This is a genomic window from Streptomyces sp. NPDC051364, from assembly GCF_040682115.1.
In the GTDB taxonomy this organism is placed as follows: domain Bacteria; phylum Actinomycetota; class Actinomycetes; order Streptomycetales; family Streptomycetaceae; genus Streptomyces.
This window is the reverse complement of the sequence record NZ_JBFBAH010000007.1, coordinates 283,442-297,904: the sequence shown is the minus strand read 5'-3', so window position 1 is coordinate 297,904 and position 14,463 is coordinate 283,442. Positions and strand designations below refer to the sequence as shown.

13 protein-coding genes are annotated in these 14,463 nt (G+C 66.2%); 4 read left to right on the top strand and 9 right to left on the bottom strand.

The genetic code is table 11. From position 1 onward, the window contains the following. Positions 1-94 precede the first annotated feature (94 nt). The 4 genes from AB0M76_RS18435 to AB0M76_RS18420 all read left to right on the top strand — a co-directional run bounded on the left by AB0M76_RS18435 (position 95) and on the right by AB0M76_RS18420 (position 3,430). On the top strand, positions 95-1,471 hold the full coding sequence (locus tag AB0M76_RS18435; RefSeq protein WP_365953817.1) for an HNH endonuclease: 1,377 nt from the start codon (positions 95-97) through the stop codon (positions 1,469-1,471). Between the two features lie 482 nt (positions 1,472-1,953). Continuing rightward, entirely contained in the window at positions 1,954-2,313 is a 360-nt protein-coding gene (locus tag AB0M76_RS18430) for a DUF317 domain-containing protein (RefSeq protein WP_365953816.1), read from the top strand. Positions 2,314-2,366: 53 nt separating this feature from the next. Beyond that, a complete protein-coding gene (locus AB0M76_RS18425; protein WP_365953815.1) occupies positions 2,367-2,660 on the top strand; it encodes a hypothetical protein in 294 nt (97 codons plus the stop codon). A gap of 23 nt (positions 2,661-2,683) precedes the next feature. Further along, positions 2,684-3,430 (top strand): DUF317 domain-containing protein, encoded by a 747-nt coding sequence (locus AB0M76_RS18420; RefSeq protein WP_365953814.1) that lies wholly within the window; start codon positions 2,684-2,686, stop codon positions 3,428-3,430. Between the two features lie 384 nt (positions 3,431-3,814). On the opposite strand, the gene AB0M76_RS18415 is transcribed toward AB0M76_RS18420, so the two are convergent. The 9 genes from AB0M76_RS18415 to AB0M76_RS18375 all read right to left on the bottom strand — a co-directional run bounded on the left by AB0M76_RS18415 (position 3,815) and on the right by AB0M76_RS18375 (position 14,244). After that, complete coding sequence (locus AB0M76_RS18415; RefSeq protein ID WP_365953813.1) at positions 3,815-4,681, bottom strand: AAC(3) family N-acetyltransferase; 867 nt, start codon at positions 4,679-4,681, stop codon at positions 3,815-3,817. Continuing rightward, positions 4,678-6,540: a prolyl oligopeptidase family serine peptidase gene (locus tag AB0M76_RS18410; protein WP_365953812.1), complete on the bottom strand. Its 1,863-nt coding sequence runs from the start codon at positions 6,538-6,540 to the stop codon at positions 4,678-4,680. The genes AB0M76_RS18415 and AB0M76_RS18410 overlap by 4 nt, the downstream gene beginning before the upstream one ends. Positions 6,541-6,572: 32 nt before the next feature. Further along, positions 6,573-7,808 (bottom strand): TfuA-like protein, encoded by a 1,236-nt coding sequence (locus tag AB0M76_RS18405; RefSeq protein ID WP_365953811.1) that lies wholly within the window; start codon positions 7,806-7,808, stop codon positions 6,573-6,575. After that, a complete protein-coding gene (locus AB0M76_RS18400) occupies positions 7,805-8,920 on the bottom strand; it encodes a YcaO-like family protein (RefSeq protein WP_365953810.1) in 1,116 nt (371 codons plus the stop codon). Before AB0M76_RS18400 ends, AB0M76_RS18405 begins: the two co-directional genes overlap by 4 nt. Positions 8,921-8,949: 29 nt before the next feature. Continuing rightward, positions 8,950-9,861, bottom strand: coding sequence for a cupin domain-containing protein (locus AB0M76_RS18395; RefSeq protein WP_365953809.1), 912 nt, complete (start codon positions 9,859-9,861; stop codon positions 8,950-8,952). Then, positions 9,858-10,694, bottom strand: coding sequence for a cupin domain-containing protein (locus tag AB0M76_RS18390; RefSeq protein WP_365953808.1), 837 nt, complete (start codon positions 10,692-10,694; stop codon positions 9,858-9,860). Before AB0M76_RS18390 ends, AB0M76_RS18395 begins: the two co-directional genes overlap by 4 nt. Positions 10,695-10,758: 64 nt before the next feature. Then, positions 10,759-11,046, bottom strand: a complete 288-nt coding sequence (locus AB0M76_RS18385; protein WP_365953807.1) for a hypothetical protein — start codon at positions 11,044-11,046, stop codon at positions 10,759-10,761. A gap of 556 nt (positions 11,047-11,602) precedes the next feature. Then, positions 11,603-12,457 (bottom strand): hypothetical protein, encoded by an 855-nt coding sequence (locus tag AB0M76_RS18380; protein WP_365953806.1) that lies wholly within the window; start codon positions 12,455-12,457, stop codon positions 11,603-11,605. Positions 12,458-12,498: 41 nt separating this feature from the next. Continuing rightward, positions 12,499-14,244 carry a caspase family protein gene (locus AB0M76_RS18375; RefSeq protein ID WP_365953805.1) on the bottom strand — a complete coding sequence of 582 codons (1,746 nt, stop codon included), beginning with the start codon at positions 14,242-14,244 and terminating at the stop codon, positions 12,499-12,501. Positions 14,245-14,463 lie beyond the last annotated feature (219 nt).

Sequence of the window (14,463 nt, the reverse complement as noted above, 5' to 3'; positions counted from 1 at the left end):
GGCTGAGTCCCCCAGCGCTCGCCCGCGCCAAAGGCAGCGGCCCGCGAGCACCACTTCATCCCACCAGCACCGGACCTGGCCGGAGGACGCCCTCATGCCCGTATCGAAGCGCCTGCGCTATGAGATCTTGCGCCGCGACAATCACACCTGCCGATACTGCGGTGCCGCCGCACCTGCAGTCCCCCTCCGTATCGACCACGTCGTGCCCGTCGCGCTCGGAGGCACCGACACAGCCGACAACCTGGTCACCAGCTGCGAGCCCTGCAACAACGGCAAGAGCAGCAGCACCGTGGGAGCAGACCTCGTCGCCGATGTCGCCGAAGACGCGATACGCTGGGCCGCCGCCATGCAGCGGGCCGCGGACAATCTGCTCGAGCAGGAAAAACCGAAGCAGGAGTACCGCCAGGTGTTCCTCGCTCAGTGGAACGCCTGGGGCAGAGGTGAAGGCGCGGCGCGCCAGACCTTTCCGCTGCCCGCCGGGTGGAAGACAAGCATCGAACGCTTCCGCACCGCGGGACTGCCGTCCTGGGTATGGGAAGAGATCGTCGACACCTCCATGGGCTACGACTCCGTGAAAGCGGAGAACAAGTTCAAGTACTGCTGCGGCATAGCCTGGAAGCAGATCCACGCCCTGCAGGCAGAGGCCCGGTCCTATCTCGCACCGCCCGCCGTCAACCTCACCAAAGCTGGCGACACGGGCGACGTGGATGCGCTCGCTGTTGAGACAGCGCTCCTTCTCTGGGGCCAAGAGTGGGCCTCTTTCCTGCCGGGACCGACCCCGGAACATGAAGCGGAGTTCCGGACGACCGCTCATGAGGCTCTGGCCTCTGGCCGCACCGCGGCCGAGCTCGTCCAGGCCGCCGAGCAGGGGGCCTGGTTCTCCACGGCCGATGCCCGCCAAGCCCTCCAGCACCTTGACGACCAGCACAACTTCACCAGGCAGTACGTGGCGCATTCCGTGTTCGAACACGCCTGGTACTTCTCGCACGGGGAGGCGCCGTCCAAGGAAGTCCTCGATTCCCTCTGGGCCAACTGCACCCAGCTCTATGAAGCCGGCGCGCACCCCGTACCCGTGATCCTCGCCGCTGCCGCTGCTGGCCTCGGCGACACCACCGACCTCTACGTAGGCCTGAGTGCCGAGCAGCACGAAATCACCGGCTCCCATCCGCGCCTCCTGCACGCGGAAGATATCTGGGCCCACACCTGGAAGAAGACCTCCCCGGATTTCACCTGGCCGACAGCAGAGGAACGCACGGAACTCCGTGCGCACCTGGAACAGCTCCGCCAAAGCGCCAGCTACAACACCCTCGATGTCTACACAGCAGCCGCCAAAGCGGGTCTCGCCCGTGAGACAGGCCTCGACGTCCAACGTCCCCATGATGTCGTCGAGCAGCCTTCCACCCCAGTCCGACTTCCTCCAGAGTTCGCGCCCGGAGGCAGCCTTGCGCGCATGCCGGCCGATGACTGCTAGGCCGCCCCGCGGTTGACTGGGGACGCACGCGCCTACGCGCCAGCATCGAGCGACTGACCGCCGCCGAGTAACCCCCGGGCCCGTGCCGCACAGCTGGCCCCCCCAGGCCTGACTTTCCGTGATGCTCGATCCCAGTTGCCCCGACTCCAGAGCGTTGACCGAGACCTCGCGCCCGCCGACTCGGTTGCACCTGCGTCTGACCCACTATCCCGAGCCCCGCACCGCTGTGCGGGGCTCACAGGGAAGCATGACCCAAGACAAGGCGCGAGATGCTGCGCGGGTTTCCTCGGCCAGTCGAGAATGCAGTGGATATGAAGTGGGTGGTGAGATTGTGCAGCCGAACTTGAAATCCCACAAACACCCTGAAGTGCCAGTTCGCCCGGGGCAGACAAGAAAGAATCCCAAAAGACTGGTGTAACGCCGCAACGAATGTCAACGTAGACACCTTCCCAAGAAACCCCAGGTCAGAGAGGTGTCTGCCGTTGACCGTGGACACAGCGAAACCCGGATTCTCTACGACGATCGAGGCCCTTCGGCTCCGCACTTGGCGACTTGGCCCCGGGCAGCCCGCTATGGTGATCGACCAGTTCACCGACGAGGACTTCAAACTCGTCGTGGACGACCGGGCCGATATGCACATCAACTCCCGCGACGGCCGCTTCTACCTCGGCTGGTTCCCTACGGGGAGGCCCGGCACGGATGGCGACGGTTGGGTGATCGCCGTCACCGGCACGGCCACCGTTCCCGGGTATCGCGTCACCTTCGACACCGAGACCCCCGCCCAGCTCGTAGCAGCAGTGGTGGCCGAGGTCATCGCCACCGCGCCCCTACGCTCGAACTGAACCTCACCCCGCGTGCGCTGCGGCACGATCCGCGCGCACGCGTCCTGTTGACGATGAAGGAGAACATCTTGAACCCGGAGTACACCGTCAGCGAGATCATCGAGCGACTCTCTGCCTTCGACGGTAATGCCATCTGCCGGATGGCCATCAACCCGCTCTTCCCGATGGAGCACACGGCAGGCCCCATCGTCAGCACCCTCGACCCGCAGGGCCGGACCGTCGTCTACATCTCCGACGGCGGCGAGCAGCTCGGCCCCCTGCCCAAGTCTGTGGCCGTTGACCTGACCTGGCACAAGCCGTTCGAAGCCCCGCCCCGCCGGCGCCGAAACGCCACCGGCAACCAGTAGTCCGCTCCCCGTTCCGTACCGCCTTGGAGGCGCCCCTGAACCCCCGCTCTTCCCGCTACCCGTCCACCCCCAACCCCGGCCCTTCGTACTGGGTCACTCCCCGCCACCTTGCCGGCGACGATGGTGTCCTCGCCGACCGGATCTGCGACACCCTCGCCGAGTCCGGCTGGACGAGCTGGACGACGGCCCGCAGCACCCTGCTCCTCCTGAGCCCGAACGGGTTGTGCGGCGCCGAGTGGATCCGCACCGAGCACGCCTTCCTGCTGGGCGGACTGCCCGTGGCATGGCAGATCTCCGCCCGCACACACCGGAGCGATGCCCTGGCGGAGTGGAACGCGTACTTCACGCCAGATACCCCGCACGAGGCCGTCGCGGACTTCCTCCTCGCCGTCGAGGCCCGGACCGATCCCACCGTCAACTACTGCGGACCGGAGGCCGTCATGTCGTCGCTGACGGCCCTGGGCTGGCCCCGGGACTTCGACCACCCGGAGACGACCGCCTGGGACGCGGGAATGTCTGCCGGCTTCACATGGGGGGAGCTGCCGGCGGGGATCCAGGACGGGGACCCGCGCCCGGACCTTGTGGGCTGGCAGGCGTGGGCCGAACCGGTCCTCGGCGCCCCCTACCTCTGGTGCGCGACCTTCAGCGCCAGCACCCCGCACGACCTGGTCGCGGCCTTCGCCGCTTCAATCGCCTCGCCTGCCCCGGTTCGACGCCGAATCCTGCCGGAACTCGCCGCGGGACGTCTGACCTTCAGCCTCCCCGGCTGACGCTGCCGGACTGCACCAACGGGCTGCAGTCTGTCCTTCCCCCAGGCCGACGGCAGCCCCCTTCGGTATGCCCACTTCTCCGGCCACCAGGAGGCCCGTTGCCCTACCCCCTGATCCGACTCTCCATTGGCCGCACCAACGGCGTCGCCCACTACGGCGTGATGTTCGGAGGCGGCGAGCCCCTGACGGCGTGCGCCACACACTCGCCCGACCTTGCCCCGATCGGCGGCCGTACGGCCCATCAGACCTGCCGGAGCTGTACGAGGGCTCTCCTGGCGCTGGCGAATCGTCACACCGGTTACGGCTGACCAGAACATCCCATCGAGATCCTGTGACGAGCTCTCAGCATGGCAGGTCCGCAGGAGCGTGGCCGTGTGCCGACGTTCATGCGCCGGGGAGAACGCCCGCTGCTGGCTCGACGCCGGACCAGCCCGGCGGGTCGGCTAGGCCCCGCAGGTCGCGGTGCGCGGGCAGCCAGCGCACCGCGAACCGTACGAGGTTCCGCAGCGACGCTGAGACGCAGTCAGCGTCACCGATCCGGCAGCGTCGCACAGACTCGGGACGCGCCTGCTCGAAATCGCGCCCCAAGCGCTCGAAGTCCCCCTCCCAGAGGAGTAGTTCTGGTACGTCGACCCAGCGCACCCCGGCGTGGCCAGTAACTGGCACCGGCCAGCGGCCCTGCCGACGTCCTGGATAGGGAGCCGAGTACTCCGCGATGTGGATCGCGGTGCATTTGGACCAGGAAACGCCCAGCATGAGAACGACGGCATCCAGGGCCCACAACCGCCCCAGTGGTCCGAGTGTCGAGAGTCGGTACTCCAGCGGGTGGTCCGTCACGATGCCTTCGGCTTCCGGCCCCCGCGCGAGGAACGACGTGTGCGGATGCGCCGAGCGCTGCGTGCCCGGCATCGCCCGCAAACATTGGGCCACGACCCCGATGGTCGCCGCCACCGGAGTCGAAGCGCGGTCGAAGGAGGGCATGTCGTCGGCCAGTGCGCCGGGATCGGCCCCGTTAAGACGGGCCGGGCGCCATGCTGCGGGGTGAACGAGCTGGGGTGAGAACCCGGGCATCACGATTGTCCCCCGAGGCCCGAGCGCTTCCTCCAACGCCAGGCAGACGGTGTGCTCGCCGCCGACCACGTAGCCGAATCGCGAAAGTGACGCATGGACCAGCACGGTACGGCCCTCGCCCACCCCCAGTTCGGCCATGCCGCGTACGAGCGTCGACCGGGTCACGGGCTCGCTCGTCACGTGGACCCCTGCGCCGGGCGGCGGTTGCCGAGTTCCTCCTTGCATGCACCGAGGATCCAGGCGAACCAGGCCGTGAGATTGCTCGGCTGAGAAACGGGGTGTGCCTCCCCGGGGAAGAGCACCAATTCGCTCCGGATGCCCTGCCGGACCAAAGAACGATGAATCCGCACGGATTCGCCAGCCGGGACGAGCTCGTCATTGACGCCATGCGAGAGCAGCACCCGCGTCCCCGGCGGAATACCGGCGGCTGGCAGGCTCTGCTCGTCGTAGCGATCCCGCTCGGTGTCGGGATCGCCGTACTCGCGGATCCATTGCCACCCGACGTCGCTCACGGACGCGACCTGACGGAGGTCCCCCGGACTACCATGCGCCACGACCAGGGCGGGACGGAGCACCGCGGCAGTGGCGAGCGCCAGGTAGCCGCCGAAGCTCCCGCCGAGCAGCACGAGTGGCGCGTCCTGGAGAGCCGTGACGCGGCGGACCTCGCATACCTGCCGCGCCGCGACCTCCGCGATGCCGGTGCGCCACCGACGCCAACCAGCCGCCACAGCCGCAGAGCCATAGCCCAAGGACATGGGAGGGTCGACGAGTGCCACCGTGAGTCCGGCGGCGACGAGTGGCCAGGGGTTCCACCGCCAGGGCCAGTCCGTCCAGCTCTTGAGAGGCCCGCCATGGAACACCACCGCGAGCGCCCTCGGTGGGCCCGGCGGCTCGCACAGCCACGCGGAGAGAGATAGACCAGTCTCGCCGTCCGCGAGCGGGACGCGCCGCAGGCGGCCGGGCGTCTCGATCCCCGGCGTGCGCTGGACTTCCTCGAGTGCCCCGCTGGCGTGATCGACGACGCCGAGCACGGGTGGTGTTCCTGGGGACGAGACGATGACGGCAGAGCCGATCGCGGTAGGAGCCGCGTCGACCACCGAGGCCGACAAGCCCACTGCCGACCGATCGCCCGTCGCGAGATTGTGGACGATCAGTGTCCGCCGCGCTCCGTCCTCGGCAATGCAGCAGAGCCGTGACGGGTCGGCCCAGCCGACGGGCCGATGCCACCGGTCGTCCCCGGTGTCGAGGGTGGACACGGCGTCGCCGTCGGTGAGCAGGCAGGGCTTCTGGATCACCGGCTCGTGCCCGGTCGGTACTGTCGTGCCGACACAGGCCAACTTGCTGCCGTCCGGCGCGGCGACCGGCCCGGTCAGGTCGAGTTCGGCGTCGAAGACGACACGCGGTCCATGGCCGGGATCAGCCACAAGCAGCCCGAACCGTCGTCTCCCGTCGCGCAGATATCGGGCGGCCCCGAGCACCAGTCTCCCGCCGCTCAACCATGCGAGCTCGCCGGTCAAGGTGACATCGTCGGAGACGGCGACGGGGACGACCGATAACTCAGTCCGCAACACGCACACGCGCCAGACACCGACGCCGTGCCGTGCGGTGCCGAGTGCCGCACTCTGGTCGTCGAACCATGCCGCGTCCGATCGCGTGAATGCAGTCGGACGACGTGCGCCGTTTTCGGTACCCGTCATCCGTGCCGTGCAGGCCAGGTCCCCTGTGGCGGGGTCGAAGGCCATGGCTCCGAGCTGCCCGGGCAGCACCTGCCACGAGACGTCCTCGCCGGTGGCCTCCCGTCGACGAATTTCATGTCCGCCCGCGCGCACCGTGGCATACGCCACCGCGGAGTCTTCGATGAGCGCCGCCGCGTACCCGCGGACCGACCATGCCACCGACCAGGTTTCGCTCTTTTCAAGGCGGTAGCAGCGCAGCACCGGCAGGAGCCGGTCGATGCGCCGGCTCGCCACGTCGGCGCGCATCACGATGGTCGCGCCGTCGTAGGCCTCGACGGCGGAGAACCTGGGCGCGCGGACCAATCGCTCGACGACTCCCGACGCAGAGGGTGGTGTCACCGGGTAGCACCCAGTGACAGATCGAGGGTCCGGCCGACGGCAACCGCCTCGGTAAGGTCCCGGAATCCCCGTTCCAGTGCCGACAAAAGAAGTTCTTCATCAGTCGCCGCACCCCAGAGCCTGGCAAGAGCCGCACCTGTGAGCCGCCGTTCGACGGGATACGGGGGCACGAGATCCGCAGAGCATTCGAGGACTTCGGCCAGTGATTGTCCGCCGAGGGCTTCGGGAGGGAGGTCCTTGTAGACGCAGCGACCCGGCGGCAGCCGGAACGTCCGGACCAGGGCCCGCTCCTCCCGCGACCAGTGCTCGGTCGCCCGCGTCCTGCCTGCGTAGCGTCCGGCAGCCACGGCAGGGACGTCGAACCCTGCCGAGGTGAGGACAGACCCAGCGCCAGGGCCCGACGACGATGCCCGCGCCATCCGGTAGACGTATGCGCGGTGGCGCTCGGGATAATCGGACGCGAACACCTGGAGGCAGGCGAGCAGCTGCCGGCCGGTGACCCTGCTGGCCGGGACCGGCATGTACTCAAACGCTGTCTCGGCCCCGAACGAGGAGTCCCAGCGTGTCGCTGAGGGGGCATCGCTGTCGCTGGCCCCTCTGCCGAGGCGTCGTAGTCCTTCCAGCGCGTCCTGTCGTTTGATGTCGCGCCCCGCCATGAGCTCGGCCAGCGTCAGGTCCATCGCCTCACCAACGTTGGCGTCCGCCGCCCGGGCTCGAAGTGCCCGGGGCGCACGCTCGGTGTAGTGAAGATCGGAGCCGATCGCGATCACCCCGTCCGCTGCGGCATGGTCGATCCGGCCGACCTCCGCGAGGGCGCGGGCGGCCGTGCGGAGGGATACCAGTGCAATCGTGAATGGGCGGCAGGCCTCGTCGTCGCTGTGGAGCACCGCGACATCCGCGTCCGAGGTCAGTTCACCGCTGCGGTACCCCGCCGCAACACGGCCGACGCCCACCATGCCATGGTCCGCGAGTTCCGCCGAGCGCAGCGCCCCGTAGCTCGCCGCGCCGTAGACGCGTACGCCGCCAGCCAGTGCGGCGAGGATCTCTTTGTGCCGCAGTGGGGCGACATGTTGGTATAGACCGTCGACGACGAGCACGGAGTCGCCACGTCGAAGGCCGAGGCCGAACAGATCGCCATGGCGCGCGGGCGGCCTGTATGCCACGCCCGGCAGCACAGGACGGTCACCCGCCGCGAGCGAGGGACCGATGAAGGCGAAACAGCGGCGTCTCATGGCCGGAACTTCTCGTCAGGGGGCGGGGACGGCGCCGAGGGCGAGCGTCGAAGGCCCGGCGCGAACATCTGCACGACTACGGGGAAGGGCTCGTCGGGGGGCGTCAAGTCGACCCGTAGGATAGGGCGCTCCGTATGCTGGGCGATCACGGCGGTCAACCGGTCGCACACGTCGCGAGCCGAGGCCCTGGTAGCGCTCTTCCACTGGGGAGCCAAGTCGATCACGGGCCGGGGCGAGCGCCGTGCGGTGGCGGTGAGGGACGGTCGATAGGAGGTCGCGTCGAGGTCGTCGCGGAGCCCGCTCACGAAGGACAGCCTGCTCTGCACCGCTTCGAGGATCGCGCGTTCGGAGGCGATTGCTGGGTCGACGTGACATCCCGTGCCGCCGAAGACCTGTGGCATCTCCTCCTGCGTGAGGTAGCAGACGAACGCGGCGGTGCCGAGGAGGCTGGTGAGGCGTTCGAGTTCGAGTACGCCGCCCGCCGCCGCGACCTGGTGGGCGAGTCGCGAGGCGCCCTCGCCGAGCGAGTGCGGCGCCACCGCCGTGCGGGTCGCGCCGTCGGCATGGGCGAGGGCGTCGCGCTCGATCAGCTCCAGCAGCGCGTGCGCGGTGGCCTCGTCGACGTCGTTACCGGCAGCGAGACCGTTGCTTGTCGTCACGAACAGCGGCGGGCACCACGAGTCCCCGGTCCAGCCGCGAAGGCCCACGGCAGTGGCTGGTACCAGGCTCGGCTCGCCGCTCCGGAGGTCGAGGGCCTGGGTCCACGCCAGTGTCGTCGTGTCGTCGACGAGCGAAAGTGGATGGAGGGCGAGTCCACGGACGCCGTAACCGGCTTCGACGAGCCTAGCGGTGCCACGCGCCGCGACCGGCGGCCGGTACTGCTCGGCCGCGCGGACCTCCAGGGACTCCATGACTGCGGAGACCCACGCCGCGTCCGGGTCGTGTCCCTTTCCGGCGCTGGCGACGAGTGTCGCCGCCGCGGGGCGGATCGCAGAGAAGACCGGGACTCCGAGCACGTCGAGCCCGGTGAGCTCCGCGACCCTCGTGATACCGCGTGCCGCGATTAGCCGTTCGAGACGGCTTCGTGTCTCGGCGACGGGGCAGGTCCGCATGTCATTGCGCGCTGCCACTGCGGATGTGCTCACCTGTGCGTCCGGCGCAGGTTGACCGCCTTGTCGAGGACGTCCGAGCTCTCGCTATCGGCGAGGAACGACCCCAGGGCGGAGCGTAGTCGCTCGATCGTTGCGAGAGTTCCTTCGGTGTGGTGGTTCGCGGAGATGGCATCGTAGCGCCGGTCGCCGAGCAGGCCCGCGAGGTAGACGCTCGCTAGGTCCACTGAGGTGGGCTCCTCGACGGTGATTGCGACGTGGATCGAGTTGCCGCTGCGTGCGGTGGCGTAGTGCGGACACCCGTGCGGCATGTACAGCACGTCACCCGGCCGGAGCGTCCGCTCCATCCGGAGCCTAGGTGGGATCTCGCCCTCATGGAGGGTCGAGTCGCTGTGCGACGTCCTGTCAAGGCGTCCCAGCACCCAATCCTTCGTGCCGGAGACCTGAAGAATCAACACGTGCGCGCCGTCGGTGTGCGCCGACATAGCGGTCCGGTCCGGGGGACTGAGGAAGACGAAAGCCTCCAGTCCACCGTGAAAGCGTGACTCCAGCCCCTTGACGAGTGCACGGATTCGTGGATGCCAGTGCTCTGCCTGGCTGAACTTGAGCGTGCCGCCGGCGGCGAAGCGCTGTCGGATCTGGACCGGGTCTGCATAGCCCTGCAGTTCATGGCCCACGACGGTGCGTGTTGTGGTGATGTCGGCGATGGCAGCGCGGGTGCCGTGGTCGAAGACAGTGAAGTACGGACGGCTCAGCAATCCGCATTCCAGCTCGTCCCACATCTCCTGTTCGCTGATGAGCGTGGTCAAGTCCGCTTGTGCACGAAGGAATGCGGGTTCGCGTGCCCAGTATTCGGTAAAGAAGTGGTCGACGTCGCCGACGAAGTCTTCGAGGCGAAGGGGCGTGGTGGGCTGTGCGGGGGCTTCGACGGTTCTGTTGGTCATCCGACCGCCTTCCGGATCTCGGAGAGAGCCGATTCGAGCCAGGAGTCGGCATCGTAGCCGTCGATCACTGCGGCCAACGCCGCCCGAACTTCCTCGGACTTCTGCTGGAGCGTCCGCGCGTGGTGGCGGTGGACGAGGTCGTGGTGCTGGACACAGAAGCGCCGAAGCACCGCTTCGATCAGGTCGTCCGGCGTCGGCTCGGTCAGCGTGAAGGTCAGGTGCAGCGAGGAGCCGTCGACGGCGTTCGCGTCGTGTGGCCAGCCGTGTGGCAGGTAGAGGGCATCGCCAGGCTCAAGCACGACGGTGTGGCTGGGGTAGCGGGCGTCGACGTCCAGACCTGCGGTGCTCGCGATCTGGCCGGGTTGGGCGTACAGACGCCACTCCTTGCGGCCCTCCATCTGCAATGCGAGGACGTGTGAGGCGTCCCGGTGCGGCAGCATTCCTCGCTGTCCGGGGGGCGTCCAGAAGACGTACGTCGCCACGGCGGCGGGAATGACCTTCTCGATCGTCCGCACCGCCTCGCGGGTCGGGCGGTGCCAGTCCGACAACTGGCTCAGTTTGAGGGTGGCACCCTGCTGCATCAGGCGGCGGATCTTCGCGGCGTCGGCGAACCCCCCGCGGCTTTGCCCGATAACGTCGCGGGCGACGGTATAGCTAGCGGGGTCCGGCCGGTGCCCGTCCTGAAGGACCATGAAGTACGGCCAGCGAATCAGACTCGCGGTGAGCAACCGCTCGATCTCTTCCGCGTTGATGAAGTCTGCAGGGTCGACGGCCCCCTGCCAGAGCTTGTACGCGTTGTCCCACACACCGGCAGAGCGCACGTCGCTGAGCAAGGACGCGAGATCCATCGACGTGGACGGCGCGATCGTGCAGTCCAGGTCGACGTGGCTCGGGACCTCAGGCCTCATTGATCTGGCTAATGACCGCGACCTCGGACAGGCCGGCCTCGCCGTCGCCCTCGTCGACGGCAAACGACGCCACCTCGGTGTCAGCGTCCTCGATGCGGTCTGCGTTCACGTACAGCTGACCGTTGCGCGCCGCGATGTGCACCTTCGCACGGCCGGCGGTGACGGTGATCTCGACCCCTCGCGCGTCGCGGAAGGAAGGGTCGTTCTCGTCGAGCGCGTTTCGGGTGTCCCTGACTCCCATACTGGCCTCCTCGGCTGTCGACAACAGATCGAGCACGAAACGCCTCAGCCCCGGAAGCGAGCTGCGACGGCGGTTGCCTTGAACAGATCGATCCAAGCTCGCATGGCTCAAATGCGAAACCTTGTCGCATACGACGCTTCTTTTCCGATCGGGCGAAGAGTTCACCGGAATGCAGTCATCCCCACCGCGCAACGCCGGGACTCAACGGCCGTGCCGGAGGGCGCTCGGGCTGTGTAAGCGGGTGCTGACGATGGCAGCGAGCATCGTTCCGACACGCGGCGGGGGTCATCTGAAGTGCGCGTATAGCAGGACCCCAGCTGCCAGGTCTCGGCCAGCCGTACCTGGACCCCGACTGTTCAGCCGTGCTCGGCGAAGCCCCAGGAGGCCTGGTTCATCGAATCTTCGCGGGAGCGCTGACAGCGAAGTATCTGGATGGCCCTGGCGTGTCTAGCGATGTGACTGTTTACCTGGCGGACTGAGCTGCGGGCAGCAGCAAGCCCAGAAGAAGGGGGAATAGTGCACGGTCGGAATAACCCCCGCCCGCCAGTACAGGCTGCGGGCTGGTTCAACTGAATCACCCGTCATGTGCGGCTCATTCCCGCGAAAGGGCCGCCGCAATTTGCCCCGCTACAAACTGGTCGCTGAGGTAGCCGGCGATTCCGTGCGCATCTTCCTTTGGGTTCTTTACATCACTGGTGTTTATGACCTCTGCCGGGAAGTGTTCGCGTTCAAGTCGAGGAAATAGCGCGACAGGATCGCGTTTGTCAGAGGCGTTGTACCACACTTTGACTCCGGGGGGCGGTCCGAGAGGCTTGGGGAGGTATGACTTGATAGTGGGAATGCCAAGCGGAGACCCCACGGTAACCAGGAGCGGAACAGTTGGGGGGGATTTATGGAAAGCCAGCGTGCAATAGGCTACGACAGAGCCGAGAGAGTGCCCAATCATGACCGCAGGTCCTTCACCGAGGGCCTCGCTGATCATCGTATTTACTTGCTGTTGAACCTTGGGTCGCGTTAGATACGTATGCACATCGGCAGTGAATTTTCGAATATACGACTCGGTTATGTAGGGGGCGCGCCGACTGAGAAGTCGCATTGCCGCTAGCGTCAAACGCCAGTTTTCTGGCCCTCGTAGAACTTCCGGGTCTTGCATTTCGGCGGTTATTTCCTCTACGCTGATGCCGGCTTGTTTGGCCAGCGCAAGTATGGTCTCCGCTTCGAAGGAGTTCTGGGGCCCGTCACCGCGACTAACCGTCTGCCTTTGTTGGGTGCCCGCAGTCGCCTCATCAAGGTATTTGCCATAAAACGGAACCCTGATGTCCAGGTCGGATGGCAGCTGAGCTCCGGATTTTGTGCAGCCGATTTTTACAGCTCGAAGCCAGTCTTCTTCGATCTTCTCGCTGCTCGACGAGCCCTGAGCTCGACCGTGGATGAATACGAGGCGCATGGGAGATCGCCTTCCGTCTTCTCGGTAAGAACTGGGTGGGGTTAGCCGTCGGAAGTGAGAAGGAATCGCAGTAGTGTTGGCGAGGGGTCGATTAGTGTGGTCCAGAAGGCTGGGGCTAGGTGGGGAAGTGCCAATTTCGATAGAACCCCACCATATTTCACCTGAGACAGAATATGCCAACCGCGAGCAGTCAGCGGATAGCCTGGCACAACCTCCTTTGCGTACGGCATTTGATTCCGCGCAATCAATGCGACGTCGAAGGGTATCGGTTGTGCGTTAATTTGTAGATGCTGGAGCAGTCGCTGTACTTCTTTTATCTTCCCAAGCGAGCTCATCGAATGCGCGAATAGCACTGCGAGGGTTGGGTCAAATCCCTCCCACAGTGCGGCCTTAACCCTCGGATGTTCGGAGAAGGGGGACCCCCATCGAGCCCGAGCTGTGGCCCAGGCCACGACTTCCGGATCATTGTGGTCTTCGAGACTCAGGTAGGCCACGTGCTCGACGCCATTAGGCCCCACGCGGATTTGTGTGAGCCGGTTCGGCAGAATTGTGGTTGCTGCCCATGTTGGATCAGTTTCCCCGCTTTGCTTTAGGAGAAGCAAAGCGGGTCCTGCTCGCTCATTGCGGCCGAGACCGTGTGTGCGATCCTCGCTGAATATGTAAGGAGCCACCCTTTCGTTTTTGAGTAGCACCTTGCCGATTTGAGCACCGAGAACAGTAACGCCGGCGTGGGCGCCGTTCTCGGGACCCATCTTCTGGGCGCGAGGTGAAGCCGTGTCAGCGTGTGCAAAGAACTGTCTCCGCGCGATCGCTGAACTCTGGCGATTCGCGGCTACCTCGGCCAGTAGGGCGGGCTCTTCAGGCTCCGGGTTAAATTGTTCTTCGCCGTCCGGGTCAGGGATTGCGGCTCGTCGCTGATGTGGGGTGGCAAACTTGCTGTGCTCTGCTTCCTGGGACAATCGTGTAGCTGCTTCCTGCCCGTCGTCAATCCAGGCGATCACGTGTGGCTTCCATTTGGAAGAAGGCTCCGCCTCTGGGCGCTGGATGAGACATGGTTCCTCGTCTGCCCAAGGCAACCTTTCGTACAAGTCATCACGAAGCTCATGTGAAGTGACAGCACGCTCGGACTCCCCCCCTGGCGTATCGATAATTGCGTTGGGAGCCTGGCCATACAGGGCCTCCATTAGGTAGCGCGTATACAAGCCGTAGCCATGTGTCTCCGGATCATCCCCGGGGGGAATCTCCTGGGCATCGGCTCCGGGGCGTGTGGCATAGAAGACGTCGATCTCTCGCCCTTGAACCGTCACCTTGCTCGGCTCCGTCGGCAGCCCGATCAGAGGTGATCCGGTGATCCTCCACCTGTTTGACTGCGTTCGGCAAGCATCGCTGATGAACACCACGTGCCGAATCCAAGATTGCCAAGCGTTCTGCTTACTCAACGTGAGATTGACAGCCTGCGAGGGCGGGACATTATCGCTGACGGCATCGCTCAGTAGCCAGCAGTCCTGCCCAGTACCGTTGTCCAGTCCGTGCCCCGCGAAGTAGACGAAGAGTCGCTTGACCAGTCCGGCCTCGGCGTCCTTGATCGCGGCTGCTATGGGCCTGACCACGTCCTCTAGGCGTACCGGCCCTTGCGCGTCGGTGAATGTGGTGGCCTCGAAGCCTTGGCGCTCCGCCCATGCGGCGAAGGCTTCAGCGTCTCTTGGGGCGGCATGCAGAACGGGAAAATACGCGTCCGCATTCGTGACCTTCGCGACGCCGATCGAGATCGCGATTGAACGTCCCATGGAAGCCTCTCTTGGGAGCCTCCCCTCCTTCAGAAGATCACCCCTGTGGAGGCCAGGCAACTGGAAGGGCGTTCGGGCAGGAACGATCGACGGCGAATCGAAGTTTCGGCATCGTTCCCCGCGCCACCCTTGCCGTGGTCGCTGCAGCCCGTCGGTGTTCACGGCCGTGACCAGGGCCGCTTGGCGTCCGCCATGGTGGCCCCGAACTGCGCCGTTCCC